This window comes from Mesobacillus jeotgali (assembly GCF_014856545.2).
Classification (GTDB): Bacteria; Bacillota; Bacilli; order Bacillales; family Cytobacillaceae; genus Mesobacillus.
Map to the genome: position 1 here is coordinate 4,589,357 of NZ_CP109811.1, position 26,728 is coordinate 4,616,084.

The following is a 26,728-nucleotide window of genomic DNA, read 5'->3' on the forward strand; positions in this document are numbered from 1 at the left end:
ACCTCCGGCTTTCTTAAAAATTTCTATTTCAATACATTAGAGCTATTCTGATTAATCCAATAAAAAAACCCGCCTTTATAGCAAGGCAGGTTCGAGAATTTAGATTTTATTAAGAGTTGGTTGAAGTGTCAGAGTCAGTTGAAGAGTCTTTGTCTGTATCTTCTCCTGCATCCTTATCTTCGTCTTTTTTATCAGAGCCGCCTTCAGCAGGCTTGTCTTCCGCTGGAGTTGTGCCTTCAGCGTCTTCCTCTGATGGAGTTGTGCCTTCAGCGTCTTCCTCTGAGCTTCCTTCCACATCTTCTTCGGCAGCATCTTCAGACTTGCCTGCATCTGCATCAGAAGAAGCTTTCTCTTCTGTCACATTTGCGTCCTGCAATGCGCTTAGAGGCTTGTTGAAGTACTCATGCGGATTGACTGGTACATTGTCCTTGCGGATCTCAAAGTGAACGTGGTTGCCAGCCTTCTCATTGATCAAGCTTGTTCCGGATTTCGCAATGACTTGTCCTTGCTCAACCTGGTCGCCAACCTTAACTTGGTAGTCTTTCACTGACTGATATTGTGTTACAATACCTTTGTCATGCTCGATTTCAATGACATTTCCAAGCACTGCGTCTTCCATGACATTTTTGACGGTACCGCTTAGTGATGCGATTACATCAAATTCCTTGCCATCTTTTGAAGCAATGTCTAACCCAGTGTTCGGATGGTACGTATTATCATAGAACACTAGAGCTGCTTCTTGCTCAGCCGCGTCGCCGTCATTGTCATAGAATTGCATTTGGACGACTGCATCGTCTTCATTCACCACTGGCATTACAAAGTTCTCCATCGCGCGGTTCACTTCAACTGCTGGCTGGTCATTCATCTTTTTGCCAGGCATGTCAGTCGCTTTGTATTCCGACTGATCCAGCTGATCGGTTCCGCTGTTTTGATACCATAGGACACCAGTTAGAATGATTGCGGCACTAGCAATATAAACTGTTGGATACACCCACCGCTTCTTGAAAAAGCTGTTCTTGCTTTTGTCTTGAGAAGATCTTTTTTCTTCCTCTCTCATTTTCATCACCTCAGCAATCAGTTTGAACAGAAGCGAAAAAATATATACATAGAGTTGAAAAATTTTTTACTGCTTATTTTTCGACAAAGGTAAGGATTTTATGCAAAAAAGTTTTTTTGGTGGGTTTTGGGGATTGAGATACAGTTGATTCGGGGGTTCCGCAATGACGAGTTACTACTATAACAAGTCTGTTTTTATCAATGTACGGGTTACTACTATAAAGTGAGGTATCACCATGAAAAAGTTATTAGTATGGTTTTTACGCATTCTTCCGCTGTTCTATATGGCGGCTATCTGGATCATGTCCAGCAATCCTGCTGATGCATTGGTCGAGCTGCCCAATCAGGGCGTGGATCGTTTTATAAAAGAATCACTCCATCTTGTAGAGTTCGGGATTCTGTATGTGCTGCTTGTTCTGGCCGCGTTAACGACCGGGCGCTTTACACCGGTAATGAGCTTTGCTTTCATGGGCGTGGCGATCCTGTACGGACTGCTAGACGAGGTTCACCAAAGCTTCGTCCCGTACCGATCCGCAACTGTGATTGATTTTATAAAAGACGTAATTGGGGTTTTAGCGGCCTCACACTTCATCCATCATGCATACTTCAGCGGCAAGTTCCCGCGGCTGGGGAGGGTTTTGCGTGGGATTGAGGAGAGAGTTCGGGGATATTAGCTGGGGTTAGTATTTAGATTGTAATTATTTACGGTTTTTAAGGGGCTGGCCTTGTTAATGGGGCTGGCTTTTTGTGTTTTAGTAGTGACTCATTTCTCCAACCGTTAAAAAAAGTGCTGCAACCGTTAAATTTTTTTGCTCAACCGTTAAATTCCTCGCTACAACCGTTAAATTATTGCTCCCAACCGTAGAATTAATAGTTCTGACATAAAACTTTCATAATAAAACGGTTATTTCGGTAGGTATTTTCAGTGTAGATAAAGAATTCAAATGAAAACTAATAAGGAAGTGACCAAATTGATTGAAAAAGGAAGGACATATCCCATCCGTCTTCTCATGTATGAGGCTTTAATGGAAAGAATTAAACCAAATCATCCAAAAATCCCACTAATTGAACAAGATTACAAAGCTCGACGCGCTGGATATAAGGGTGAATTGCAAACGGATTACCGCCTGAGTTTTTTACCCGAAAAAGGGTTCCATATTTTTCGTGATTTACGCCTCCTAGATGGAGAATGGCCTTTCCAGATAGATACCCTCATCCTAACTCTTCGTTATATCCTACTAATTGAAACAAAAGCCTTTTCCGGAACCCTTTTCTTCGACAAGCATTCCGAACAAATGATTCAAACAAAGAATGATCAGGAGAAATCATACGATAATCCCATTAACCAGGTTCGTATGCAAGCATGGCATTTGAAAGGATGGCTGCAAAACCATAAGTTCACTGTCCCTCCGATATACCAGTTTGTAGCCATCAGTAATTCCTCTACCATTATCAAGGTGAGTGACCGCTCCCTGAATAATATAATTGTGAAAGGTGATGTATTATTAAGCCGCGTTCTTCAAATCGACGATACCACTTCAAATCCAAACTTTACTGATAAAGAAGTAAAAAAGCTATCCAAGTCACTTTTAAAGAATCATACTCCTCACTACCCTGACATTCTTAAACAATATTCACTTACCCCGGATGATCTCCAAAAAGGCGTACAATGTCCGTCTTGTTTATCATATGGAATGAATCGCGAAAAATGGGTCTGGCGTTGTCCGGTGTGCGGGCATAAGTCCAAAAATGCTCACCATAAGACTGTAAAAGAGTTTTTCCTCCTTATTAGTCCAACAATTAAGAATCAGAGGTGCAGAGAATTTTGCAGCGGCATTTCATCAAAAACAGCCAGTGATCTTTTAATTTCATTGAATCTCCCCTTCACAGGCATGACTAATGGCCGCATCTACCACATGCCACCAGACATCGAAACGTTCTTTAATCCTGCGAAAAAATAAATTTCCTACGCACAGCCAATCGCGCTAAAAAGCCAGGGCGCTTTTTGCCCTGGCCTGGTAATTATTTCTTCGCTGTCACCTTCGTCAGCATGCTATCGGCTTCGCTGATCTCAACGCCTTTGTAGTAGTGCTTGACGATGTCTTGATAGTTCTTTCCTTCGGTGGCCATGCCGTTGGCTCCGTATTGGCTCATGCCGACGCCGTGGCCGAAGCCTTCGGTGGTGATGACGACGTTACCGCCTTTTAATTCCCAGGAGAAGTCGCTTGAGCGAAGGCCTAGTTTTTCACGGACTTCTTTACCTGTGAGGACTTTGCCCCCGATATCGATTTTCGCAACGCGGTTGCCTGATGTTCTTGAGATGACCTTGCCGATCTCCGGACTGTTCGGCAGCTTGACGCCAAGCTTAGATTCGACCTCGGCTACGGTCATCACGGACTGGCTCCGGAACTTCGGCGATTGCAGATCCCATGGGCTTTCTACACTCCGCAAATACGGCAGCGAGTTTGACCAGTATTCCTCTGAGTTCTCCGTAAAGCCATTAGAGGTAGAGAAGAAGGTAGCATCAATCGGTGAGCCGTCATAGGTGAGTACCTGGCCATCAGTGGCTTTCACAGCCTCTGCAATCTTCTTCATTTTCCATTTGTAGTCGACGCCCCATTGCTTTTTCAATTCTTCTTTATTTTTAAATACCTGGTGGATCTCTGTATCATTCAACTGAGCGCCTTCAGGTACGCCTACTTTATTGGGGCTCAGCATTTGTTTTACATAATAAGTCCTTGCCGACAGTGCCTGTGCCTTCAATGCCTCCAGCTCGAACTCGGCGGGCATTTCAGCAGCAACGACACCAATCAAGTATTCATCAAGCGGAAGCTTTTCGGTTTTTGATAGAGCTGTCCTGTAAACGGCTACCTCAACAGCAGAGTCTGCGGTCGGGACAGCAGCAGCATCCTTCGCTTCGCTTTGCAGCTCTTCCCCCAGCTTTCCGCCTGCCTTTTCTTCCATAAAAGGGAGGACGAGCAATGATGGGATCAGTAGTGTGACGGCGAATAGAATTGCAGCTAGTACGATGAGTGGTTTGAATTTTAACATAGAAAAAGCCTCCATTATGAAATTTCACGGTCGTTAACCGTCTCATTCCATTCATATGGAGGCAGACAAGCTTTTATGACAGATTTCGAAAAAGCTCTGTATTTGTATATTTTCTTTTAAAACGTTCATAATAAGTCGGTCGAAATTGGACAGATATTTTTAAAATAATGCCAACCAAAAATCAAAAAACCGCAGAACTATACGTTAAAGCACAATTCTCCGGTTCATTGAGTAGTATTCTTAATGGTTCATGTCTGAGACTAAATTAGCTTATGCGTTCATGTCTGAGACTAATTTATCAGTTACTGGCTGTTCTTCTACTTCGCTTACGCGTTCGATGTCGGCCCCAAGTGCAGCAAGCTTATGATGGAAGTTCACATAGCCGCGATCCAGGTGGTAAAGCTCTGTCACGCGAGTTACTCCATCTGCTACAAGTCCAGTCAGGATCAGTGATGCTGCGGCACGCAGGTCAGTTGCTGCCACTTCTGCTCCCTGAAGGTTTGATGGTCCGTTCATGATAACAGAACGTCCGTCGATTTTGATGTTTGCGTTCATGCGGCGGAATTCTTCCACGTGCATGAAGCGGTTTTCGAAAACAGTTTCCGTGATCATGCTTGTGCCTTGAGCGCGCAACAGCAATGCCATCATCTGGGATTGCATATCTGTCGGGAAGCCAGGGTGCGGCATTGTCTTGATGTCTACTGCTTTCAATTTTTCAGGCCCGATGACACGAAGGCCCTCTTCTTCTTCAATGATCGTAACGCCCATTTCTTCCATCTTGGCAACCAATGAAGAAAGATGTTCAGGTACAGCGCCTTTTACAAGGACGTTGCCGCCAGTGATGGCAGACGCAACCATGAAGGTTCCTGCTTCAATACGGTCAGGAATGATATTGTGGTCAGCACCGAACAGTACTTCAACACCCTCGATTTTGATTGTGCCAGTGCCGGCACCTCTGACCTTCGCTCCCATTTTGTTCAGGAAGTTGGCAAGGTCGACGATTTCTGGTTCTTTTGCGACGTTTTCGATGATCGTTGTGCCTTTTGCAAGGACAGCCGCCATCATAATGTTTTCCGTAGCTCCTACGCTAGGGAAATCAAGGTATATTTTAGCTCCGTGCAGACCATTGACTGCTTCAGCTTCGATAAAACCGTTTCCTACCTTGACAGTCGCACCCATTGCTTCAAAGCCTTTAAGGTGCTGGTCAATAGGACGGGAACCGATTGCGCAGCCGCCTGGCAGCGCTACGCGAGCACGGCCATTCCTGGCTAGCAGGGATCCCATTACCAATACAGAAGCACGCATTTTTCGTACATACTCAAAAGGCGCTTCTATCTTTAACTCTCTGGATGCATCTACTGTAATCGTGTTATTTTCAAACTCCACTACGGCGTTTAAAGAACGTAATACTTCGTTGATGGTATATACATCGGAGAGAGTTGGCACATCACGAATTACGCTTTTTCCGTCACTTGCTAATAATGTTGCAGCGATAACAGGCAAGACGGCATTCTTAGCTCCTTCAACCTTTACAGAACCGCTTAGCCTTTGTCCGCCGCGGACGATGATTTTTTCCAAGTGTATTCCCCTCCGCGTCCAATTTCTCTATATTAATATTCAATCGTTATGATGGGTGTGCCAACTACGAGGGTAGTCTTTGCGCCCAATCGTTCAGTTTTCCGTAATCCAAGCTGCATATTCATCTCATGTTCATTGCTCAGTGACTTGTCGAATAAAGGCGAAACGGCGGATGTGGAAATGAATGTCTCCTCTTCCAATCCTTCGACTTCCTCCGCTTTAAAAGCCTTTAGCAATTTACTTTTATAAACAGGTAAAGCCGATTTTATCTTATCATTGAACTCGCCTTCAATACAAGAGAAAGTTGTGGCATTTCCTCGAAAAATGTCAAATATTCTGCCTGGTAAATTTTTGTTTAAAAAGGTTTCTGTATTTTTATTCCAGTAGCGACCTCTGACCTCATACATGACATACGTTTGTATCGGCCCGTTTGTGTCCGTAGAAACAATTTTAATTTTTTCCTGAAGTTCTGGAGAGTTCGTTACGGCTGTAATTTCTCCATCGCTCCCTTCCCATGTCCAATTTGGAAGCTGAGCCTTCAAGTCCCTTACCAGTCTGTCGACATTTTCTTCTTCCAGGGTTTCCCTTGCATATACCGACCACCCAGTGATCAAAATATTTTCGTCCTGCAAAACTGAGGCCAGAGTTTTTATTTCGTGATTAGCGTCAGCTACAGTCGTCTTATTCCCAGCTTGAAGCACAATAAAACCAATAATGCCAAAAATTGATAAAATAAATGGAATCTTCTTCATATGTCTTTCACTCTCCCCTTATTACCATTCTTACCAGGAGAGCAAATCGCATACTTGGGAATTCTCGTCACTTTTTGACATCATTCTATGTACCAACTTGGCCGGGTGTTTATCGTTTGTGAAAAAATAAACATGCTTATGCAAAAAAACAAGCACAAAGCCAATTTTACTCAAAATAAATCATTTTGAAAACATGTATGAAGACCTAATTTTTTACCAATTTGTTTAGACTTTACAGTAATGTATGACAAAAAGTCCAAAATGCGTGCAGTAATTGCTGGTTTCTCTCCAGAAAAGTTCTACTTTCAGAAGGCATAATGCCACTTCTTAAGTGGAAAGCACAGTAATATTTTCGAAAAGACCTTTACTGAAAAATCATCGGGAGCTGCTGTGACCATTGGAGGTAATCAAGGAAGAAATTACTTACTGTGGATCCCAGTGCGATGGAAAGTAGGATGTATAGAACGCGAGCTTGAAGAACATGATTAGCTCTGAGCAATTTATCAAACTGCAGTGCCTGAAGGGCCCACCATGAAAGCGCAATAAAAATCAAATGTGTAAGAATGCTGGTAAGCGCAAAACCGCCAAAACCTGTTATCATAAATCGTCCCCCCTTATCATGTTTATTTTAACATAAACGCGATGATTACCTGTTATATAGACGTTTCAGAAACGGGAAAGTTTCATGTTCTTGATTGTCTCTTTTGGGCACATGTTTCTCCTTCTTGTCATTGTCATTATTGATTCCTCTTCTGAAGGGCACAGGTTTTCCTTTCTTGTGACGGGCACATGTTCAACCTTCATGTGACCGTAGTTCCCAATTGCCTCTTTCAACGGGCACAAATTAAAAAACTGGCCTGCTATTAAAGCAAGGCCAGCTGAATTTACCCCTTTGTTTCCATGAATTGATTTTCCCCAAAATCCAAACATGATTGGTGCTTTTTCGAGCTTACTACCCAATTATCAAAGCAATAAGTTAACGAAAAGAGCTTATCTCATAAAATCAACGAACTGGTTGAAGTTGCTGTGCATGAAGTCGATGGCCAGGTTTGGCATGACTCCGAACAGGATCGTTCCGACTACTGTGATCAGGATGACGGCTATTGTTCCTGCTGGCAGTTGGATTTTTTCGTCGCTTGCTGCCGGGCGGAAGAACATTTGCGTCATGACTCCGAAGTAGTAGAAATAGGATACGACTGTTGTCGCGATCATGATCGATACAAGGACGTAGTGTGCCTGGTCGACCATTAATGCTCCCAAGAAGATGTTTAGCTTACCGATGAAGCCTGCTGTACCTGGGATTCCTGCGAGTGACAGGATGAAGATTCCCATTCCGACAGCTAATAAAGGCGAGCGGCGGTAAAGACCGGCAAAGTGGCTGATATCTTCTGAGCCAGTTTTCATTGTGATAACCTGGATCACGGCGAATGCACCTAAATTCATTAGTACGTAGGCCAGCATGTAGAACCAGATGGCATCGAATGTCACGAATGACATGGCAGTCAATGCGACAAGGATGTAACCGGCATGCGCGATACTTGAGTAGGCGAACATCCGCTTGATATTGCGCTGTCTTAAGGCGACGACGTTACCAATGATCATTGTTGCCCCAGCCAGGAATGCGATGTAATCCTGAACTGCGAACAGCAGCGGAATTGGCTGTCCGTCTTCCTGTGCGACAGGAATATAACCGAAGATCGATAACAGGATACGAAGGATAATCACAAATCCAGCTGTTTTCGAGACAACGCTTAGGAACGCAGTCACTGGAGTTGGTGCTCCTTCGTAAACATCCGGTGCCCACATATGGAATGGCGCGGATGCCAGCTTGAATGACAGGCCGACGAAAATCATGAAGAATGCCAGTCCAAGAATGTAGATGTGCTGCGGGTCATTCAGGCCGCCAAAGACTTGAGCGATTTCTCTCAAGTTTGTTGATCCGGCGATTCCGTACACATAGCTCATACCGAACAATGTGATCGCGGAAGAAATTCCGCCATTAATGACGTATTTCATAGCCGATTCATTCGATTTCAGATTGCGCTTGCGCATTCCGGCAAGTACATAAGACGGAATGGACAGCAATTCAAGGCCGACAAACAATGTGATCAAGTCGCCGCTTGATGCCATGAACATTGTACCAAGCAGTGCTGTGAGGAACAGGTAGAAAAATTCTCCCTTATATTCCTCAAGTCCGTCATTCGTCCGGTAGTCGATCGCCAACAGCATGACGAGTGCTGCTCCCAGAAGAAGGATCAGCTTGAAAGCGATGGCGAATGAATCCAATCGGAATGTATCGTATAAAATGGATGTTGTTTCGGTACCAATCAAGGTAACAAGTGAAACCAGCGCCAATACCACACCTGCAAAACCGACCCAGCCAAGGACTTTTCGGTCAACATGCTTTGGCATGAATAAATCAGCGACTGATAAAAGTACAATAATTCCAAGGATGATGAATTCCGGAGTCATCGTCCCCCATTCAAATGATAGAAGTGTATCTAAATCCATCCTTCATCACCCCCCTATTCCCATCATGATAGTCTCTAATGTTGCCTGAAGCGGTTCGCTTAGAACAGCTGGATATACACCGATCAAAACGATCAAGCCGATAAGCACCAAAACTGGAGCCCATTCAAATGAGCGGATATCAGAAATTCCAACGAATTCGCGCTCTGCAATGCCATACGTGATGGCGAGGACTGCGCGCAGCAGGTAAACGGCTGTCATGATGATGCCGATTGTACCGACCGCTGCAAGGATTGGCATTTCTTCGAATAGTCCAAGGAATGCCATGAATTCGCTGACGAATCCTGACATGCCAGGCAATCCAAGCGATGCCATCGCGCCTGCAAGCAGGAAGCCTGATGCAAGCGGCATTCCTTTTGCCATGCCGCCAAGGTTGGCAAGTGTTGTCGTGTGTGTGCGTTCATAAAGCACACCGACAAGGAAGAACAGTAATGCTGAAATCAAGCCGTGTGATACGACCTGGAAAATAGCACCTTGAATTCCAGCTTCATTTAATGCTCCAAGTCCGATTAAAACGATCCCCATATGGGAAATAGAAGAGTAAGCAAGGACCATTTTGAAATCTGTCTGGATAAAAGCAAGGAATGCTCCGTAAAGCAGATTGATAACACCCAGTACTGCAAGCAGCACGGCTAGTTCCGCGAATTGTTCTGGGAAGATCCCCATCCCGAAGCGGATCAAACCGAATGCACCAATCTTCAGCAAGATCCCTGAGTGAATCATGACGATGGATGGCGGCGCTTCAACGTGGACGCGCAGCATCCAGCTGTGCAGCGGGAAGATTGGCAGCTTGACACCAAATGCGACAAGCAATGCGATCAATAATCCCATTTTCAATGAATCGGAAACCGGCGCGAACAACGGCGCGTTTTCTGTGTTCATCATGACTGACAGCATTTCGATATTGGATGTGCCTGTTCTTGCAAATAGCACCATTATGACGATCAGCAAAATTGCTGAGCCAAGTCCGTTATAAATCAAGAAGCTGTAAGCAGCCTTTTCTCTTTCGTAATAGCCCCATTTTCCAATCAGGAAGAACATTGGGATCAAGGTAATCTCGAAGAAAAGGAAGAACAGGATCAAGTTTTGTGATGTGAATACTCCCAGCATCCCGATTTCGAGAAGCAGGAACAGCATGTAGTAGCCTTTCCATTCTTTTTTGATATGGAAGGATGCGATAGCCGCAAGCGTCGCGATTACTGCTGTGAGAACCACCATGATCAAACCGAATCCATCAATTCCTAGTTCGTAATTCACTGTGAACATGCCGGATTGCTCGGCACCCTGGCCTCCGAATTGGATCCAGCGGAATTTTTCCGAAAAATTAGCGAGATCATTGCCGCCGCGATACGAAAAGTATGCGATCAGCGCAAGGATCAATGACGGCAGCGTTGCCAGTACGCCAAGCATTTTGATGCCTGATTCATTCGCCTTTGGCATGAATGCCAAAAGCAGGATTCCTAGTAAAGGGGAGAATACCAGCAAGGTAAGAAAATAGTTGAAATCCATTATAAATACCCCCCTGTCAGCGCATAGATGACAATCAGGACTGCAAGGCCGACAAAGGCGATTGTGCCGTATGTCTGTACCTGGCCGTTCTGGATTTTCGCACCGGTTTTGCCAAGTCCCTGGACAGCTGCTGTTGTCAGCTTGACGAGTCCCTCAACAAGGAATACCTCAATGAAGCGCAGGAACAAGCTAATCGCTTTAACTCCAAACACGATGCTTTGATTGTAAATTTCATCGATATAGTACTTATTTTTCACGATGCCATAGGCAAGTGGCGCTCTGCTGGACAGCCAGTCGCGTGAAATTGACTTCTTGCTGTACATCATCCAGGCAAGCAGGATGCCGAGCAAGGAGACAACTGTAGCGACAATCATGATCCAGGCTGGGCCTTCGATATGGCCGTGGCCAAGTGCTTCGTTGCCTTCAACGAGCCAGTCTCCAAGGAATGTGCCAAACCAAGGTGTATTGACATAACCAGCTACAACAGCCAGTACAGCCAAAACTACCATAGGCAAAGTCATGACGGATGGCGATTCATGGACATTCTTCATTTCGCTGCGCGCTTCACCGGAGAAGACCATGAAGAACAAGCGGAACATATAGAATGCTGTGAAGAATGCCGCGATCACTGCCAGCCAGAACAAAGGGTAATTGCCACTTGCCCATGCAGCGATCAAAATTTCATCTTTACTGAAAAAGCCTGAGAACAATGGGACACCACTGATTGCCAGTGTTCCAATTAGGAACAGAGGTCCAGTGAACGAAAGCCTTTTCCAAAGCCCGCCCATTTTTTCAATATCCTGAGTATGTACAGCATGGATAACGCTACCTGCTGCAAGGAATAACAATGCTTTAAAGAAAGCGTGAGTCATCAAGTGGAATACTCCGGCAACATAACCGGCAGAACCTAGAGCAAGCATCATATAGCCAAGCTGGCTGACAGTCGAGAATGCAAGAACACGCTTGATGTCAGTCTGGACAAGGCCGATTGTTGCCGCAAAAATCGCTGTGAAAGCACCGATGATTGCAACAGTCAGCATAGCTGTTTCACTCGCATTGAACAGCGGGAACAGCGATGCGACTAAGTAAACACCGGCCGCTACCATCGTTGCTGCGTGGATTAACGCAGAAACTGGCGTCGGACCTTCCATCGCGTCTGGAAGCCATGTATGAAGCGGGAACTGACCTGATTTACCAACCGCTCCGATGAAGATCAGGATTGCAGTAAGGGTAATCATCGTTCCGGAAATCGCGCCTTCTTCAACCGCAGCAAAGATTTCATCATATTCGAAGCTGCCAGTTTGCCAGAATAAGAGAATCATCCCGATCAGCAGCCCGACATCCCCGATACGGGTCATGATGAAGGCTTTCTTTGCAGCCGCTTTGGCGCTTTCTTTGTAAAAATAGAATCCAATCAACAGGAATGAACCTACACCGACCAATTCCCAGAAAATATAGGTCTGCAAAAGATTCGGCGAGATTACAAGACCAAGCATTGCAAAAGTAAATAGTCCGAGATAAGCATAGAAAACCGGGAAGCGCTCATCACCATGCATATACCCTTTTGAATAGGTATGCACAAGGAAACTGACTAGAGACACGATCACCAGCATCAGTGCGTTTAATTGATTTACTTCAAAGCCCGCAGTAAGTTCCAGATTCCCTATTGTCAGCCATACGGCTTCAGCTTTGAATGTAGACTCCGAGAAGCGCTCGATCAGCACAAGGATGGAGTATACAAGAGAGGCAAGCGTCGCAAGAATCCCAACGAATGCGCTCGCTTCTTTAAGCTTTTTACCGAACAGCAGCAGGAATAGAAAGGATACAAGCGGGAACAGCGGAATGAGCCAAGCATTCTCCATTAATATCACAATCCCCTTTTTTGAACGCGCGCTATCTATCATATATACGCCCGTCAGATTGAGGCCCGTCTTTCACGGGGCAGTCCAGCTACAGAAATCTTCTGATTTTAGCGGCAAATGCCGTCTATGAAAAATCCATCAATCCTAATTTTTCAGCTGATTCATTTCATCGATATTGACCGTTCTGCGGTTGCGGTAAAGCGAAATCAGGATCGCCAGTCCTACCGCTACTTCCGCTGCTGCCACCGCAATGGAGAACAGCGCGAAAACCTGGCCAGTAATCGAAGGATTCACTCCGTATTTACTGAAGGTTACCAGATTGATATTGACCGCATTCAGCATCAATTCGATGGAAATCAGCACAATAACCGTGTTCTTTTTTGTCAGCGCACCGTAAAGGCCGATGCAAAAAAGAATAAGTGCAAGTGCCAGATAGGCTGAAACCGGAACAGAACTCATTCCTGATCACCCTCCTTTTCGTCATCCTTGCGCGCCAATACGATCGCACCGACAAGCGCAGCAAGCAGGATCACGGATGTCAGTTCAAACGGGATGATGTATTTCGAATACAGCGATACCCCGATTTGTTCTGTGTTATTTTCATGCAGTGTATTTGGCACTGCTTCGAAATTCAAGTCGTAAATTCCGAAATAGACAGCTGCGCCAAAGCCAAGTACGCCCAGCAGTAATGCAAGCTTGCGGAGCACCCCGCCTTTTGGTTCAGCTTCGTCCCCATGGTGGCGGGTAAGCATGATTCCGAACAGCATCATGATCGTGATGGCGCCGGAATAGATCATTACTTGGATGACCGCCAGGAATTCAGCGGACAGCAACACATAAATACCTGCAATACTGACGAATGTAAAGACGAGCGCTACGACCATGTGGATGACCTTGGTGAGGTTCAATAAAAGCACGCCGCCGATTACCGCCACTAAAGCAAGTGACATAAACGCAAAGAATTCGCCTGTTAACGTCATGCTTTATTCACCTTCCGTATATTCTCATCGTTTTCGTCAAGCCATTCCAGGTTCTTGAATAAGTCATCCCGGCTGTATTCAGCAAGCTCAAAGTTGTTCGTCATGATGATCGCTTCAGTCGGGCAAACTTCTGTGCACAGGTCACAGAGGATGCAAAGTTCGAAGTTGATATCATACGTATCAATGATCTTGCCTTTTTTCGTTGGATCAGGATGCTTTTTACCAGTCAAGTTAATGCAATCGGTCGGGCAAATATTGGCACACTGGTTGCAGACGATGCATTTTTCAGGATAAAACTTCTGGATCCCGCGGAATCTGTCAGGAAGCGGAATCGGTTCGTTTGGATAATCGTAAGTCAGCTTTTCGCGAGTCAGTTGTTTAAGGGTATAAGCTAATCCTTTAGTCCATCCTAGCACGTAATTCACCCCTTTAATGCAGGAAGCAATGCTGCTTCCGTTCCTATTTTAGAAAAAATTCTTTAATCAAAGCAGTAAGGAAGATGTTTGCCAGCGCAACCGGCAGAAGCACTTTCCATGCGAACTCCATCAATTGGTCTGCGCGGATACGCGGGAACGTAGCACGGAACCAAATGAGGATATAGACCACCAGGCTGAACTTGAGCGAGAACCATACAGCTCCTGGAATGAAGCCAAGGAACGGCAGCGGCAGCCAGCCTCCAAGGAATAATACAGTGATCAACGCAGACATTGCGAACATATACACATATTCAGCAAGCATGAACATCGCCCAGCGGAAGCCAGAATACTCTGTGTGGAAACCGGCAACAAGCTCGTTTTCCGCTTCTGCAAGGTCAAATGGAACCCTGTTCAGTTCGGCTGTAGCAGCAATAAAGAACACGATGAACGCGATTGGCTGCCATAGGATGAACCAGCCATTGTCACCTTGTGCTGCAACAATCTCATTGAGGTTCAGGCTGCCTGTCAACAGGACGATTCCAAGCACGCTCATGACAAGCGGGATTTCGTAGGAAATCATCTGTGCCGCAGCACGCATACCGCCAAGCAATGAGTACTTGTTGTTGGATGCCCAGCCTGCCATCAGCATGCCGACGATTGTCAGTCCTGAAATGGCGATGTAATAAAGGAATCCGACATTCAAGTCAGCGAATTGCAGTTTGTCAGTCAAAGGAATCGTCGCCATGACCATGAAGGACGGCGCGAACGCGATGACCGGCGCGATAATGAACAGCGGCTTATCCGCTGCTTTTGGAATTAAGTCTTCTTTTACAAGTAGCTTCACAACGTCGGCAACGGATTGCAACAGCCCCCATTTACCGCCGACATGGGATGGACCATAACGGCCCTGCATGAAACCAAGCACTTTCCGCTCTGCTAGAATCGCCATCGTTACGAATCCAAGGATTACGAACAGCAGGACGACAGCCAGGACGAAGAAGATGCTGAAGTTCATTAGGCCTGCGCTTGATTCGAGTAGATCCTGAACCATTATCCGTCTACCTCCCCAAGAACGATATCAACCGCTCCTAAAATAGCAATCAGATTTGAGATGCTTTCACCTTCAAGCAGTTTAGGGAGGATTTGCAGATTGTAGAAGCTCGGTCGTCTGAACTTGAGACGGTACGGCTCTTTTTTGCCATCGCTGGAAATATAGCAGCCGATTTCGCCCCTGGAGCCTTCGATCCGGACAAACGCTTCCCCTTTTGGAGCCTTGATGATTTTTGGAACCTTGGCTATGATTTCTCCGTCTTTCGGGAATTGCTGCACAGCCTGTTCGATGATTTTAAGAGATTCTTCGATTTCACCCATCCTTACATGGTAACGGGCAAGCGCGTCGCCTTCTTCGCGAGTGACAATGTCAAAATCGAAGCGGTCATAGATTGAATACGGCTCATCCTTGCGCAGATCCCACTTCACGCCTGTTGAGCGCAGGTTCGGTCCGCTCAATGAGTAATTGATTGCGTCTTCCTTTGTATATGTACCGATGTTTTTTGTACGGTTAAGGAAGATTTCATTTCCTGAAACTAATTGGTGGTAGCCTTTCAGCTGACCTCTCAGGTAAGGGACAAACTCTGCCACCTTTTCAATCCAGCCTTCCGGAGCATCCCATTTAACGCCGCCTACACGCATATAGTTGAACGTCAGACGAGCACCTGATAATTCATTCAGCAGGTTCAGGATCATCTCACGGTCACGGAATGCATAAAGCAATGGGCTTGTCGCACCGAAGTCGAGGATGAATGTTCCCCACCACAGCAAGTGGCTGGCAACCCTGTTCAATTCCATCGCCAGTATCCTTAGATACTCGGCGCGTTCAGGCACCTGTAAACCCATCATCGTTTCGACTGCATGGACGATTACGTAGTTATTCGTCATTGCCGAAACGTAGTCCATCCTGTCTGTATATGGAATGATCTGTGTATATTGCAGGTCTTCGGCAAGCTTTTCTGTCCCGCGGTGCAAATAACCGATAACCGGTTTTGCTTCAACGATAATTTCACCGTCAATTTTCAGAACGAGGCGGAATACACCGTGTGTACTAGGGTGCTGCGGGCCCACGTTCAAGAGCATTTCTTCTGTGCGTATCACGGGCTACACCTCCACATCATACGGTTCATAGTCTTTTCTTAATGGGTGGCCTACCCAGTCTTCACCAAGCATGATGCGATGGAGGTTTGGATGGCCTTCGAATTTGATGCCAAGCAGATCGTACGCTTCACACTCCGGCCAATCAGCGCCTGCCCATAAAGGCTGGACGGACTGGGTAACAGGTGCATCGCGGTCAAGCTTGACTTTCAACGCAACAGACTGCCTGTTTTTGTATGAGTACAAGTGAACATACACTTCCATATGTGTCTGGAAATCAGTGCCGTGCAGCTCTGATAGGTAATCGAAGCCTAATAGTTCGTTGTACTTCAGGAATTCAGCCAGTCGGTAATAGGATTCTTTCTTTGCGACAAGCGTCGGGACATCTTTTGAAAGAGGATTAATATACGAATCTTCCAAAATATCATCACCAAGGTTGTCGGTAATCGCTTTTACATATTTATCCAAGTAAGGCTGGTTTGGAGATGGCTTTTGCTCTTCAACAGGTTCTTCTGCTCCTGCCTTTGAGCCAGCTGCTGACTTCGCCTTTGCTGCTGCGGCTGCTTTTGCCTTCGCTGCTGCAATCGCTTTCGCTTTCTCGTCGTCAGCTGATCCTCCGCCGGCTGCGGCTTTGGCTTTTGCTGCTGCGGCCGCCTTTGCTTTTGCTACGGCTGCGGCTTTCTTTTTCGCCAGATCATCATCGTCCGTTGAAGCGTCTGCTTCTCCGCCTGCCTCCTGAGCTTTCCTTTTCGCTGCCGCTGCTGCCTTTGCCTTCGCTACGGCTGCGGCTTTCTTTTTCGCCAGGTCATCGTCGCCTGCTGGAGCATCTGTCTCTCCGGCTGCGCCTGCCTCCTGAGCTTTTCTTTTCGCTGCCGCTGCTGCCTTTGCTTTTGCTACGGCTGCGGCCTTCTTTTTCGCCAGATCATCGTCGTCGCCCGCTGTAGCTTCAGGCGCTGCAGATTCTTCAGTGCTTTCCTCTGCCTGTCCGGATGCCTTCATTTTTGCAAGAGCGGCTGCTTTTGCTTTTGCTGCGGCTGCTGCTTTTTTCTTGGCTAATTCAGCGTCCTGGCCTTCTACCGGAGCCGATACTTCCTCTTTGGATTCCGATGCTTCGTCAGCCTGGCCATTCGCCTTCATTTTTGCCAGTGCAGCTGCTTTCGCTTTCGCTGCTGCGGCGGCTTTCTTCTTGGCAAGTTCGGCGTCATCACCTGCTGGTGCTTCTGCCTTTGCCTCGGTTTCCTTCACTTCAGGTTCTGCGACTTTGTCGGCAACCTCTTTCGGGTCGTTTCCTTCCCCTGCCTGTTTAGCAGCCTGTCGCTGCTTCGCAAGCTCCTTTGCCTTTTCGGCTGCTTCTCTCTTTATCTGCTCTAAATCCTTTTCCCCGCTCATCGGTTAGATCACCTTCTTCCCGGTTTTCGCCTCATAACGGATTTTTTCTTTTAATTTATTAATCCCGTAAATCAATGCTGCTGGATTCGGCGGGCAACCCGGTATGTAAACATCGACCGGCACGATCTGATCGACACCTTTTACAACTGAGTATGATTTTACATATGGACCGCCTGCTGTCGCGCATGACCCCATCGCGATTACCCACTTTGGTTCTGCCAGCTGGTCGTACAGCCTGCGGACAGTCGGAGCCATTTTCTTCGTAACAGTGCCTGAAACAATCATGACATCGGACTGACGAGGCGAGTTCCGGTAAAATGTCCCGAAACGGTCCAGATCATAGTGAGCTGAACTGGATGCCATCATTTCAATCGCGCAGCACGCAAGACCAAAAGTCATTGGCCACATCGAGTTGCTGCGGGCCCAGCCTTTTACCTGCTCAAGAGTTGTCACGAATACATTCCTTTGGAGTTCTGCTACTTCTTCAGGTGAGAAATCATCCAACTTTAAATCCATTTTAGCACCTTCTTTTTCCATGCGTAGATGAGTCCGATAAGAAGCATTACGACGAAAATCAGCATTTCGATCAATGCGAAGATTCCCAGCTTCTCATAGGCGACAGCCCATGGATACAAAAACGCTGTTTCTACATCAAAAATAACGAACATAAGAGCAAAAACATAATAACGGACATTAAACTGGACCCGCGCATCGCTGAACGGTTCCATCCCGCTCTCGTAGGTGGTATATTTCCGCTCGTCCTGCTTGTATTTCGGCCGCAGAAGCTTAGCCGCAAACAAGGCTACGATCGGAAGCAATACCCCGAGACATAGGAACACAAAGACTATCAAATAGTTATTTTGATATAGATTCAACTGCTCCATGCCCATCCCTCCAATGTTGTGAAATTTTCATACTTTTTAATCTTGTAACCGATAACAATTATACCATTGTTACAATAGTGTGTCGACAAGCCTTTGAACAATCTGGCAACCTTCTTCCAAGCCTTTTTCAATAGAAAAATAGTTTCTTGATTGAGCTTGTATAGACGGGAGGAAAGAGGGTCCCCTTTCATACTTAGTTGCATGGAAGACAATATATTCTTACTCTTTTGCCCAGGCCTTTTTCGAGCGCCTGCCTGGTTGGAGGGTGCAGCCTCCGAAGCATGCGCTTTTAACGGTAAAACGCAGCAGACAATCGGTTACATTCTATATTAAATACAATTTGGATTAAGTTGTCAGTGACGTTTGTCAACATTGATAAGTTCTGTGACAGCGTAGTTTATGGCGGAATTGTGGACTTTTGGTTAGGGGGAGTTTTAGAGGGTAATTATTTAGGAGTTGAGTGGTGAATTGAGTGTTGAGTGATGCTTGGGCCAATGAATTGAGCGATGAGTAAAGAATTGAGTGGTGAATTGATCTCTGAACATGGGTTTTTTTATTAAGACAGCCGAAATTTGAGTTCACACTTGAATTATCAGCATAATTTCCAGGCTAAACATTGATAGTAATATGTTTTATAGCGAAAAATTGGTTTTTATAGCGAATTTTTAGTTTTTATAGCGATTATTTAATTTTTATAGCGAGTTTTTAGTTTATATAGCGACTTTTCTATTTATATAGCGAAACGGAATCTGCTCCTAGATTTGTAAACTTTCTGGAAGCGTCATTTGTAAATCACCTGGCAGCAACACAACAAAAAATCCACCGCCGCCCCTTACTCTACATAATAAAAACACCCCCCAGCAGCGCCGGAGGGTGTTAATCTTAAAATTAAATTCTGCGTTCTGCAACTGAAATACGATTGATCGCACGCTGCAGGGCAAGTTCTGCACGCTTGAAGTCGATGTTCTCCTGCTTTCTTTCATGCAGGCGCTGCTCAGCGCGTTCTTTTGCTTTTAATGCACGTTCAAGATCGATTTCAGATGATTGTTCTGCAGATTGAGCAAGGATGGTTACCTGCTCAGGACGGACCTCGAGGAAGCCGCCGCTGACTGCAATGAACTCACTATTGCTGCCATTTTTCAAACGGACAGCGCCAATTTGTAGCGGTGCAACCATAGGAATGTGGCCTGGCAAGATTCCAAGCTCGCCTGTGCTCGCTTTTGTGCTTACCATTTCAACATCTGATTCATACACCGGCCCATCGGGAGTAACAACACTGACTTTAATCGTCTTCATTTTTTACCCTCCTGGTCCGTTATTAGACCTCTACACCCATACGTTTTGCATTCTCGATAACTTCTTCGATTCGGCCAACTAGGCGGAATGCATCTTCTGGAAGGTGGTCATATTTGCCGTCAAGGATTTCAGCGAATCCTTTAACTGTTTCTTTAACTGGCACGTAAGAACCTTTTTGTCCTGTGAACTGTTCGGCTACGTGGAAGTTTTGTGACAGGTAGAACTGGATGCGGCGAGCGCGGTGTACAGTTAGCTTATCTTCGTCAGAAAGCTCATCCATACCAAGGATCGCGATGATATCCTGAAGTTCTCTGTAACGCTGTAATGTTTGCTGTACGCGACGAGCTACTGAATAGTGGTCTTCGCCAACGATTTCAGGTGTCAATGCACGTGAAGTCGAAGCAAGTGGATCCACCGCAGGGTAGATACCCATTTCAGAAAGCTTACGCTCAAGGTTCGTTGTTGCATCCAAGTGAGCGAAAGTTGTAGCCGGAGCCGGGTCAGTGTAGTCATCGGCTGGTACATAGATCGCCTGGATGGAAGTAACAGAACCTACGTTAGTAGATGTGATACGTTCCTGCAATTTACCCATTTCAGTAGCAAGAGTCGGCTGGTAACCTACCGCTGATGGCATACGGCCAAGTAGGGCAGAAACCTCAGAACCTGCTTGCGTGAAACGGAAGATGTTATCCATGAAGAAAAGAACGTCCTGTCCTTGCTCATCACGGAAATATTCAGCCATTGTCAAACCAGTCAGGGCAACACGCATACGTGCTCCTGGCGGCTCGTTCATCTGTCCGAATACCATCGCTGTTTGCTTGATAACGCCAGAGTCAGTCATTTCGTGGTAAAGGTCATTACCTTCACGTGTACGCTCACCAACACCTGCGAATACGGAGATACCGCTGTGCTCTTGAGCGATGTTGTTGATCAATTCCTGGATAAGAACAGTTTTACCTACACCGGCACCACCGAACAATCCAATCTTACCACCCTTGATATATGGAGCAAGAAGGTCAACTACCTTGATACCTGTTTCAAGGATTTCAACCTCAGTTGAAAGCTGTTCGAATGTTGGAGCTTCCCTGTGGATTGAATCGCGGCGTGCATCAGCAGCAACTGGAGCGTCAAGGTCGATTGACTCACCCAATACGTTGAATACACGTCCTAGTGTTACGTCCCCAACCGGAACGGAGATTGGAGCACCTGTATCTAATACTTCCACGCCACGCTTAAGGCCGTCTGTGGAAGACATCGCGATTGTACGAACTGTGTCATCGCCTAAGTGAAGGGCTACTTCAAGAGTTAGTTCGATGTTCACATCCGCATCGCTGGTTACAATTTTCAAAGCGTTATAGATCTCTGGAAGATTGCCGCTTTCAAACTTAACGTCAACAACCGGACCCATAACCTGGAGAACGCGTCCTTTGTTCATCTTGTTCCCTCCTATCGTACTAGTTGAAATATATACATCATGATGGGATGCGGCATTAAGCCACATCCCCGATTGTCATTGAAAAATCTATTCGAGTGCTGCAGCTCCACCGACAATTTCGGTGATTTCCTGGGTAATAGCAGCCTGACGCGCACGGTTGTAGCTCAAGCTGAGGGAATTGATCAGCTCTTTCGCATTGTCCGTTGCGTTTCTCATGGCTGTCATACGAGCAGCATGTTCACTTGCTTTACTGTCAAGCAGTGCTCCGTAAATCAAGCTTTCTGCATATTGCGGCAAGAGAACTTCCAGGATCTCCTCAGCGTTCGGCTCAAATTCGTAAGAGGTAAGCTTTGTTGAAGCGCCGCCAATATCCGTTAACGGAAGCAGCTTCTTATCTGTTACTTCTTGAGCGATCGCGCTGACGTAATGACTGTAGTAAATATATAATTCATCAAATGATCCATCTGAGAACATGCCAACTGTATTGCTGGCGATATCCTGGATTTCCGCGAAGGACGGCTGGTCTGCAATGCCGACGATGTCTAGGACAACGTTCATGCCACGGCTTTGGAAAAAGTCACGGCCGACACGCCCGATCGCGATAATCGCAAACTCATCATTTGATTTATGGCGTTGCTGGATCGTCTGGTAAACCTGGCGAAGGACGTTACTGTTGTATGCCCCTGCAAGTCCACGGTCAGAAGTGATTACTAGATATCCCGTCTTCTTGACTGGACGGCTGTTCAGCATTGGGTGGTTGGAATCCTTGCTGCCCATTGCGATTGAGGCAGTCACTTCCTGGATTTTTTCCATGTAAGGAACGAATGCTTTCGCGTTCATGACTCCACGGTTCCATTTAGCTGCGGATACCATCTCCATTGCCTTGGTGATCTGGCTCGTCTTTTTAGTCGAAGTAATACGGTTTTTTATATCGCGTAAAGATGCCATTTCGGTTCTCACCACCCTTTTACATAGATTGTTAGTCCAAGGTTAAGCAGGACCAGCCAGTGGCTGGCTCTGCATCACATGTCTAGCTCCAGTGCCTAGCTGATCGAGGCACTTCCGCTTTTCAAATTACTCAGAAACTGCAAACGTCTTTTTGAAAGCGTTGATTGCAGCACTCATATCGTCGTCTGAAGGAAGTTCCTTCGTTGAACGGATATGATCTAACACTTCTGTATGGTTGTGGTCTAACCATGAAAGGAATTCACCTTCGAAGCGGCGGATATCCTGCAATGGAATATCGTCAAGGAAGCCGCGAGTCAGTGCATATAGGATCGCAACTTGCTTTTCAACAGCAAGCGGCTTGTTAAGATCTTGTTTAAGTACTTCTACCGTACGGGCACCGCGGTTAAGTTTTGCCTGAGTTGCTTTGTCAAGGTCAGAACCGAACTGTGCGAATGCTTCTAATTCACGGTATGAAGCAAGGTCAAGACGCAATGTACCAGATACCTTCTTCATCGCTTTGATTTGAGCGGATCCACCTACACGGGATACAGAAAGACCTGCGTTGATCGCTGGGCGTACGCCAGAGAAGAATAGGTCAGACTGCAAGAAGATCTGTCCGTCTGTGATCGAGATAACGTTCGTTGGAATGTAAGCAGAAACGTCGCCTGCCTGTGTTTCAATGAACGGAAGTGCTGTGATTGAACCAGCGCCTTTAGCGTCGCTCAACTTAGCAGCACGCTCTAGTAAGCGTGAGTGCAAGTAGAATACATCCCCTGGGTAAGCTTCACGACCTGGAGGACGGCGAAGCAGCAAGGAAAGTTCGCGGTATGCTGCCGCTTGTTTTGAAAGGTCATCATATACGACAAGAACGTGCTTGCCATTGTACATGAATTCTTCACCCATCGTTACACCAGCGTAAGGAGCAAGGTATAAGAGTGGTGCCGGCTGTGATGCTGATGCTGTAACAACGATAGAGTAATCTAACGCGCCGTGCTTACGGAGAGTTTCAACTGCATTACGTACAGTTGATTCCTTCTGTCCGATTGCAACGTAGATACAGATCATGTCCTGGCCTTTTTGGTTAAGGATTGTATCGATCGCTACAGATGTTTTACCAGTCTGGCGGTCACCGATGATCAATTCACGCTGTCCGCGGCCGATTGGCACAAGAGCGTCGATCGCCTTGATACCAGTCTGCAATGGCTCATGAACGGATTTACGATCCATAACGCCTGGTGCACCGTACTCGATAGGACGAGTTTTTGTTGTGTTGATTGGACCCATGCCATCCACTGGCTGTCCAAGAGGGTTTACGACGCGGCCGATAAGCTGTTCCCCTACAGGAACCTCCATGATGCGGCCCGTACGGCGTACCTCGTCACCTTCGCGGATGTCCGTGAAAGGTCCAAGGATGATGATACCGACGTTATTTTCTTCCAGGTTTTGTGCCATACCCATAACGCCGTTTGAAAATTCAACAAGTTCTCCAGCCATGACATTGTCGAGGCCATGAGCACGGGCGATACCGTCACCAACACTGATAACTGTACCCACATCACTCACTTGAATTTCCGACTGATAATTTTCGATTTGCGATTTTATCAGCGCACTGATTTCTTCAGCTTTGATGCTCATGAGTTTCACCCCTATCTACGAATCTTAGCCTAGCAATTTACGTTCTAAGCGGTCTAGCTTGCCGCGCAAGCTGCCGTCAAAAATGCGGTTTCCAATGCGAAGCTTAATGCCTCCAAGCAAATTGGAATCTACAATGTTTTCAATATGAAGTGCCTGTTTGCCAACCTGCGGTGCGAACGAAGCTGAAAGTGCTTCAGCCTGCTCAGCCGTCAAAGGCTGGACACTATAAACTTTTGCTTCAGCCACGCCTTTTGCATCATTTGCAAGGGCGATGAACTGGTCAGCAACGTCTGCGATCTGGTCTTCGCGGTGGCGGTCAACCAGGATCATCAGTGTATTAAGGACATATGTGCTTACAGATCCGAAAGCTGTCTTTAAAACCTCTTTCTTCTTCTCATTCGGAAGCTTTGGAGACTTTAAAAAGGCAGTCAACTCCGGATTGTTCGCAACAACTTCTTTTACAGTGCGAAGCTCTTCCTCAACCTGTGGTAGAGCCTGCTTTTCAGAAGCGAGTTGAAAAAGTGCCAGGGCATAGCGCTTTGCTACTGTCGAGTTGCTCATCGGGCATTACCCGCCTCTTGAATGTATTCATTGATGAGCTTTTCCTGGTCAGCTGCAGAGATTTCTTTCTCGATCACTTTAGAAGCAATCAAGACAGATAGTGAAGCAACTTGCTCGCGGATTGCCGCAACAGCCTGCTCCTTCTGCTGTTCAATTTCAAGCTTCGCAGATTCTTTGATTCTTTCAGATTCAGTGCGTGCCAGTGCAATGATTTCATCACGCTGAACGTCTCCCTGTTTCTTTGCGTTTTCAATTAGGCCCTGTGCTTCTGTGCGTGCCTGCTTAAGCATTTCACGCTGTTCTTCCATAAGTTTCTGTGCTTCAGCACGGCTCTTTTCAGCCGCTCCGATTTCGCCAGCAATATGCTCTTCACGTTCCTTCATGATGCCCATCAATGGACCCCAAGCGAACTTCTTAAGCAATGCTAACAAAACAAGGAACATAACAAGCTGGAACAAGATGTCACCAGTGTTAAGGCCGGCAGCCGCTCCCAATACAAAATTCATTGTTAACACCCTCGATTCACTCCCTTCAAGAGTTGTACCATGATTAAAAAAGGTCCAACATGCGCTATCTGGCTTAAAAGCCAGTAGCTCATAGCCAACGCATAAGGCTTCCCGTTCCTAACCCGGGGCTTGCCCGATTTTATTTCAAACGATTGCTTACATTCAAATTCAGGTATGCTCCGCGCCGGATTGAACCGGCACAAAGCCTACATAATAGAATGGCGAAGGTTCGCGCGGAATGATCTTCGCCATCTTTAGTTCTTATTTATTAACCACCAATAACCATGAACGCGATAACTACAGCGATGATTGGAATCGCCTCAACCAATGCAACCCCGATGAACATTGTAGTTTGAAGCATACCGCGAGCTTCTGGCTGACGAGCGATACCTTCTACTGTACGTGATACGATCAAACCGTTACCAATACCTGCACCAAGTGCTGCCAAACCGATTGCGATTGCTGCTGCTAAAAGACCCATTATAAAGTTCCTCCTTTAATGTATGAAAAAATGTTTTTTTAAGTTTTGTTCATTAAATGAACAGGTATATATTAATGGTCATGACTCACTTTATGGGAGAGATAAACCATCGTTAACATAGTGAAGATAAATGCCTGGATTGCTCCGACGAAAACGGAGAAACCTTGCCATACAAGCATCGGAAGTGCTGCGGCCAAGTGTCCACCTACTCCGGTTGCGAGGCTGGCTGCAAGCAGACCCAACAGGATCTCACCTGCGTAAATGTTACCGTAAAGACGAAGACCAAGAGTGAGCGTATTCGCGAACTCTTCAATGATCTTGATCGGGAACATGAACCAAAACGGCTTAAAGAATTCCTTGCCGTATTCGGCAGTCCCTTTAAGTTTGACGCCATAATAATGGGAAAGTCCTACCACCATGACTGCAAGAGTCAGTGTGATGACTGGGTCAGCTGTCGGTGATTTCCACCATAGGTAATTGTCGTATACGACAGAGAACGGCAGTCCCAGCATGTTGGAAACAAACACATACATAAGCAATGTGATTCCAAGGACGTGAAATCTTCCCCCATCCTTCCAGTCCATCGTGCTGTTGATGATCCCTTTGACGAAATCCATAACCCATTCCATGAAATTCTGTATTCCCGTCGGTTTCATCGCAAGCTTACGAGTGGAAAGAACTGCAATGATGAAAACAACAGCAGATGCCACTGTGATCATCAGCATGTTTGCTAAGTTAAAAGTAAGCCCAAATAAATCTAATAATGGAGCTTCATGATGCATCAGTTAATTCACCTCTCTTCCCCGCTATTTACGTAAAAAAGACTGGACAAAAAAATCTATCATAATGACAATATAAGCTGTCATTAATCCCAAAATCGTAAATACAAGGTCAATGCGATCAGGGTATTCCATCGCAACGATTACAGCAAGCGCACCTGTCGCAAGCCTCGACAACGAGCCGAGCGAGCGCACCTTCTTCCCCTGTACCACCGAATCCCCGAAGTTGTTCATTTTCCTCGCAAGCAGCCATAAATTAAAAAGGCTCAGGCTTGTACCAAAGATCAACCCAGCAAAAACAGATTGATAGCTTGTAAAGCCGTACCCGAGTACGTATAAAGACAACAAGGTGAATATGTATTTGCGCTGACGAATAAACAAGTCCTGTATTTCCATAGATGGCTAGTCTCCCGAAAAGAAGTGTTGGATGAGGCGGAGCATGGCATAAACACCTGCCGCCAATCCGATCAGCAATCCGAATATTAAGAAAAGTGGCTCTGTACCAAGGGTACGGTCAAGCCATCTTCCGGAGAAAATGCCAATTAAAATGGAGCCTACCAATTGAGATAGTATAGCGGACATGAGTGCCATCGCTTGAAAAGGGTGGCGGTTGTTTCGGCGCATAAAAAACGCATCCTCACATTAGAGAATGGGAGCTTCAGGGGGTGAAAAATCATTTTTCGAAAAAATAATATTTTCACTAAAAAAAGCTTGCATATCAACGTTGAAAACCTTATCATTTTATGCCCTTTGTAAGCATACAATAGGCAATTGTCAATGTCAATCCATTGGGGTGAAAAAATTCACAAAGTTTTCACTGTGAATATATACCATTATCCCTATTTTAGTATTATATTATAAAAACTTCGGTTTCCGTGATTTTTTTCCCGAAAAATGAAGTTTTCAAGATGCGAATTGTATTAAGAAATTCAA

The 26,728-nt window shown here is 45.9% G+C and carries 28 protein-coding genes; 2 read left to right on the forward strand and 26 right to left on the reverse strand.

Annotated elements, in window-relative coordinates; genetic code table 11:
• Window positions 1-109: 109 nt before the first annotated feature.
• Complete coding sequence (locus tag FOF60_RS23170) at window positions 110-1,057, reverse strand: stage II sporulation protein SpoIIQ (protein WP_192471868.1); 948 nt, start codon at window positions 1,055-1,057, stop codon at window positions 110-112.
• A gap of 283 nt (window positions 1,058-1,340) precedes the next feature.
• On the opposite strand from FOF60_RS23170, the gene FOF60_RS23175 reads away from it, so the two are divergent.
• Both FOF60_RS23175 and FOF60_RS23180 read left to right on the forward strand, forming a co-directional pair.
• Window positions 1,341-1,730 carry a VanZ family protein gene (locus tag FOF60_RS23175; RefSeq protein ID WP_319801552.1) on the forward strand — a complete coding sequence of 130 codons (390 nt, stop codon included), beginning with the start codon at window positions 1,341-1,343 and terminating at the stop codon, window positions 1,728-1,730.
• 297 nt (window positions 1,731-2,027) lie between these two features.
• Window positions 2,028-3,017, forward strand: a complete 990-nt coding sequence (locus FOF60_RS23180; RefSeq protein WP_192471866.1) for a nuclease-related domain-containing protein — start codon at window positions 2,028-2,030, stop codon at window positions 3,015-3,017.
• Between the two features lie 61 nt (window positions 3,018-3,078).
• Here the strand turns inward: FOF60_RS23180 and spoIID are convergent, their stop codons facing one another.
• The 25 genes from spoIID to FOF60_RS23305 all read right to left on the reverse strand — a co-directional run bounded on the left by spoIID (window position 3,079) and on the right by FOF60_RS23305 (window position 26,419).
• Window positions 3,079-4,107: a stage II sporulation protein D gene (gene spoIID, locus FOF60_RS23185; RefSeq protein ID WP_192471865.1), complete on the reverse strand. Its 1,029-nt coding sequence runs from the start codon at window positions 4,105-4,107 to the stop codon at window positions 3,079-3,081.
• Between the two features lie 270 nt (window positions 4,108-4,377).
• Window positions 4,378-5,685: a UDP-N-acetylglucosamine 1-carboxyvinyltransferase gene (murA, locus tag FOF60_RS23190; protein ID WP_192471864.1), complete on the reverse strand. Its 1,308-nt coding sequence runs from the start codon at window positions 5,683-5,685 to the stop codon at window positions 4,378-4,380.
• Window positions 5,686-5,717: 32 nt separating this feature from the next.
• Window positions 5,718-6,437 (reverse strand): YwmB family TATA-box binding protein, encoded by a 720-nt coding sequence (locus tag FOF60_RS23195; RefSeq protein WP_192471863.1) that lies wholly within the window; start codon window positions 6,435-6,437, stop codon window positions 5,718-5,720.
• 364 nt (window positions 6,438-6,801) lie between these two features.
• A complete protein-coding gene (locus FOF60_RS23200; RefSeq protein ID WP_192471862.1) occupies window positions 6,802-7,038 on the reverse strand; it encodes a DUF1146 family protein in 237 nt (78 codons plus the stop codon).
• 389 nt (window positions 7,039-7,427) lie between these two features.
• Complete coding sequence (nuoN, locus tag FOF60_RS23205; RefSeq protein WP_192471861.1) at window positions 7,428-8,948, reverse strand: NADH-quinone oxidoreductase subunit NuoN; 1,521 nt, start codon at window positions 8,946-8,948, stop codon at window positions 7,428-7,430.
• Between the two features lie 6 nt (window positions 8,949-8,954).
• Complete coding sequence (locus tag FOF60_RS23210; protein WP_192471860.1) at window positions 8,955-10,475, reverse strand: NADH-quinone oxidoreductase subunit M; 1,521 nt, start codon at window positions 10,473-10,475, stop codon at window positions 8,955-8,957.
• Window positions 10,475-12,337 carry an NADH-quinone oxidoreductase subunit L gene (gene nuoL / locus FOF60_RS23215; protein WP_192471859.1) on the reverse strand — a complete coding sequence of 621 codons (1,863 nt, stop codon included), beginning with the start codon at window positions 12,335-12,337 and terminating at the stop codon, window positions 10,475-10,477. The genes FOF60_RS23210 and nuoL overlap by 1 nt, the downstream gene beginning before the upstream one ends.
• 144 nt (window positions 12,338-12,481) lie before the next feature.
• Complete coding sequence (nuoK, locus tag FOF60_RS23220; protein WP_023613593.1) at window positions 12,482-12,796, reverse strand: NADH-quinone oxidoreductase subunit NuoK; 315 nt, start codon at window positions 12,794-12,796, stop codon at window positions 12,482-12,484.
• The gene (locus FOF60_RS23225) at window positions 12,793-13,317 is read right to left on the reverse strand and encodes an NADH-quinone oxidoreductase subunit J (RefSeq protein ID WP_192471858.1); all 525 of its coding nucleotides are present in this window, start codon (window positions 13,315-13,317) and stop codon (window positions 12,793-12,795) included. Before FOF60_RS23225 ends, nuoK begins: the two co-directional genes overlap by 4 nt.
• Window positions 13,314-13,733, reverse strand: coding sequence for an NADH-quinone oxidoreductase subunit NuoI (nuoI, locus tag FOF60_RS23230; protein ID WP_023613591.1), 420 nt, complete (start codon window positions 13,731-13,733; stop codon window positions 13,314-13,316). The genes FOF60_RS23225 and nuoI overlap by 4 nt, the downstream gene beginning before the upstream one ends.
• A 43-nt stretch (window positions 13,734-13,776) precedes the next feature.
• A complete protein-coding gene (gene nuoH / locus FOF60_RS23235) occupies window positions 13,777-14,784 on the reverse strand; it encodes an NADH-quinone oxidoreductase subunit NuoH (protein ID WP_192471857.1) in 1,008 nt (335 codons plus the stop codon).
• The gene (locus FOF60_RS23240) at window positions 14,784-15,884 is read right to left on the reverse strand and encodes an NADH-quinone oxidoreductase subunit D (protein ID WP_192471856.1); all 1,101 of its coding nucleotides are present in this window, start codon (window positions 15,882-15,884) and stop codon (window positions 14,784-14,786) included. Before FOF60_RS23240 ends, nuoH begins: the two co-directional genes overlap by 1 nt.
• Window positions 15,885-15,887: 3 nt before the next feature.
• Window positions 15,888-17,270, reverse strand: a complete 1,383-nt coding sequence (locus tag FOF60_RS23245; protein WP_192471855.1) for an NADH-quinone oxidoreductase subunit C — start codon at window positions 17,268-17,270, stop codon at window positions 15,888-15,890.
• A gap of 3 nt (window positions 17,271-17,273) precedes the next feature.
• Window positions 17,274-17,786 (reverse strand): NuoB/complex I 20 kDa subunit family protein, encoded by a 513-nt coding sequence (locus FOF60_RS23250; protein WP_023613587.1) that lies wholly within the window; start codon window positions 17,784-17,786, stop codon window positions 17,274-17,276.
• Window positions 17,777-18,154, reverse strand: coding sequence for an NADH-quinone oxidoreductase subunit A (locus FOF60_RS23255; RefSeq protein WP_023613586.1), 378 nt, complete (start codon window positions 18,152-18,154; stop codon window positions 17,777-17,779). The genes FOF60_RS23250 and FOF60_RS23255 overlap by 10 nt, the downstream gene beginning before the upstream one ends.
• Window positions 18,155-19,042: 888 nt before the next feature.
• Window positions 19,043-19,450, reverse strand: coding sequence for a F0F1 ATP synthase subunit epsilon (locus FOF60_RS23260; protein ID WP_192471854.1), 408 nt, complete (start codon window positions 19,448-19,450; stop codon window positions 19,043-19,045).
• 22 nt (window positions 19,451-19,472) lie between these two features.
• Window positions 19,473-20,885 carry a F0F1 ATP synthase subunit beta gene (atpD, locus tag FOF60_RS23265; protein WP_167831110.1) on the reverse strand — a complete coding sequence of 471 codons (1,413 nt, stop codon included), beginning with the start codon at window positions 20,883-20,885 and terminating at the stop codon, window positions 19,473-19,475.
• An 87-nt stretch (window positions 20,886-20,972) separates the two neighbouring features.
• Window positions 20,973-21,833, reverse strand: a complete 861-nt coding sequence (locus FOF60_RS23270; protein ID WP_192471853.1) for a F0F1 ATP synthase subunit gamma — start codon at window positions 21,831-21,833, stop codon at window positions 20,973-20,975.
• 126 nt (window positions 21,834-21,959) lie between these two features.
• Complete coding sequence (gene atpA, locus FOF60_RS23275; protein WP_192471852.1) at window positions 21,960-23,468, reverse strand: F0F1 ATP synthase subunit alpha; 1,509 nt, start codon at window positions 23,466-23,468, stop codon at window positions 21,960-21,962.
• A 24-nt stretch (window positions 23,469-23,492) separates the two neighbouring features.
• Entirely contained in the window at window positions 23,493-24,029 is a 537-nt protein-coding gene (locus tag FOF60_RS23280; RefSeq protein ID WP_192471851.1) for a F0F1 ATP synthase subunit delta, read from the reverse strand.
• On the reverse strand, window positions 24,026-24,544 hold the full coding sequence (locus FOF60_RS23285) for a F0F1 ATP synthase subunit B (protein WP_192471850.1): 519 nt from the start codon (window positions 24,542-24,544) through the stop codon (window positions 24,026-24,028). The genes FOF60_RS23280 and FOF60_RS23285 overlap by 4 nt, the downstream gene beginning before the upstream one ends.
• Window positions 24,545-24,803: 259 nt before the next feature.
• Complete coding sequence (gene atpE, locus FOF60_RS23290) at window positions 24,804-25,016, reverse strand: F0F1 ATP synthase subunit C (RefSeq protein WP_023613579.1); 213 nt, start codon at window positions 25,014-25,016, stop codon at window positions 24,804-24,806.
• A gap of 71 nt (window positions 25,017-25,087) precedes the next feature.
• Window positions 25,088-25,798: a F0F1 ATP synthase subunit A gene (atpB, locus tag FOF60_RS23295; RefSeq protein ID WP_192471849.1), complete on the reverse strand. Its 711-nt coding sequence runs from the start codon at window positions 25,796-25,798 to the stop codon at window positions 25,088-25,090.
• A 24-nt stretch (window positions 25,799-25,822) separates the two neighbouring features.
• Window positions 25,823-26,191: an ATP synthase subunit I gene (locus tag FOF60_RS23300; protein ID WP_192471848.1), complete on the reverse strand. Its 369-nt coding sequence runs from the start codon at window positions 26,189-26,191 to the stop codon at window positions 25,823-25,825.
• Between the two features lie 6 nt (window positions 26,192-26,197).
• Window positions 26,198-26,419, reverse strand: coding sequence for an AtpZ/AtpI family protein (locus tag FOF60_RS23305; protein ID WP_192471847.1), 222 nt, complete (start codon window positions 26,417-26,419; stop codon window positions 26,198-26,200).
• Window positions 26,420-26,728: the final 309 nt, after the last annotated feature.

What these genes read in the sequence shown, in the direction of transcription:
- FOF60_RS23255 (WP_023613586.1), bottom strand. Translation starts at nt 18,154, where the DNA reads ATGGAGCAGTTGAATCTATATCAAAATAACTATTTGATAGTCTTTGTG.
- nuoL (WP_192471859.1), bottom strand. Translation starts at nt 12,337, where the DNA reads ATGGAGAATGCTTGGCTCATTCCGCTGTTCCCGCTTGTATCCTTTCTA.
- nuoH (WP_192471857.1), bottom strand. Translation starts at nt 14,784, where the DNA reads ATGGTTCAGGATCTACTCGAATCAAGCGCAGGCCTAATGAACTTCAGC.
- FOF60_RS23245 (WP_192471855.1), bottom strand. Translation starts at nt 17,270, where the DNA reads ATGAGCGGGGAAAAGGATTTAGAGCAGATAAAGAGAGAAGCAGCCGAA.
- FOF60_RS23170 (WP_192471868.1), bottom strand. Translation starts at nt 1,057, where the DNA reads ATGAGAGAGGAAGAAAAAAGATCTTCTCAAGACAAAAGCAAGAACAGC.
- FOF60_RS23260 (WP_192471854.1), bottom strand. Translation starts at nt 19,450, where the DNA reads ATGAAGACGATTAAAGTCAGTGTTGTTACTCCCGATGGGCCGGTGTAT.
- FOF60_RS23195 (WP_192471863.1), bottom strand. Translation starts at nt 6,437, where the DNA reads ATGAAGAAGATTCCATTTATTTTATCAATTTTTGGCATTATTGGTTTT.
- nuoK (WP_023613593.1), bottom strand. Translation starts at nt 12,796, where the DNA reads ATGAGTTCTGTTCCGGTTTCAGCCTATCTGGCACTTGCACTTATTCTT.
- FOF60_RS23280 (WP_192471851.1), bottom strand. Translation starts at nt 24,029, where the DNA reads ATGAGCAACTCGACAGTAGCAAAGCGCTATGCCCTGGCACTTTTTCAA.
- FOF60_RS23225 (WP_192471858.1), bottom strand. Translation starts at nt 13,317, where the DNA reads ATGACGTTAACAGGCGAATTCTTTGCGTTTATGTCACTTGCTTTAGTG.
- FOF60_RS23200 (WP_192471862.1), bottom strand. Translation starts at nt 7,038, where the DNA reads ATGATAACAGGTTTTGGCGGTTTTGCGCTTACCAGCATTCTTACACAT.
- spoIID (WP_192471865.1), bottom strand. Translation starts at nt 4,107, where the DNA reads ATGTTAAAATTCAAACCACTCATCGTACTAGCTGCAATTCTATTCGCC.
- FOF60_RS23175 (WP_319801552.1), top strand. Translation starts at nt 1,341, where the DNA reads ATGGCGGCTATCTGGATCATGTCCAGCAATCCTGCTGATGCATTGGTC.
- atpD (WP_167831110.1), bottom strand. Translation starts at nt 20,885, where the DNA reads ATGAACAAAGGACGCGTTCTCCAGGTTATGGGTCCGGTTGTTGACGTT.
- atpB (WP_192471849.1), bottom strand. Translation starts at nt 25,798, where the DNA reads ATGCATCATGAAGCTCCATTATTAGATTTATTTGGGCTTACTTTTAAC.
- nuoN (WP_192471861.1), bottom strand. Translation starts at nt 8,948, where the DNA reads ATGGATTTAGATACACTTCTATCATTTGAATGGGGGACGATGACTCCG.
- FOF60_RS23250 (WP_023613587.1), bottom strand. Translation starts at nt 17,786, where the DNA reads ATGGATTTAAAGTTGGATGATTTCTCACCTGAAGAAGTAGCAGAACTC.
- FOF60_RS23305 (WP_192471847.1), bottom strand. Translation starts at nt 26,419, where the DNA reads ATGCGCCGAAACAACCGCCACCCTTTTCAAGCGATGGCACTCATGTCC.
- FOF60_RS23210 (WP_192471860.1), bottom strand. Translation starts at nt 10,475, where the DNA reads ATGGATTTCAACTATTTTCTTACCTTGCTGGTATTCTCCCCTTTACTA.
- FOF60_RS23270 (WP_192471853.1), bottom strand. Translation starts at nt 21,833, where the DNA reads ATGGCATCTTTACGCGATATAAAAAACCGTATTACTTCGACTAAAAAG.
- atpE (WP_023613579.1), bottom strand. Translation starts at nt 25,016, where the DNA reads ATGGGTCTTTTAGCAGCAGCAATCGCAATCGGTTTGGCAGCACTTGGT.
- FOF60_RS23300 (WP_192471848.1), bottom strand. Translation starts at nt 26,191, where the DNA reads ATGGAAATACAGGACTTGTTTATTCGTCAGCGCAAATACATATTCACC.
- atpA (WP_192471852.1), bottom strand. Translation starts at nt 23,468, where the DNA reads ATGAGCATCAAAGCTGAAGAAATCAGTGCGCTGATAAAATCGCAAATC.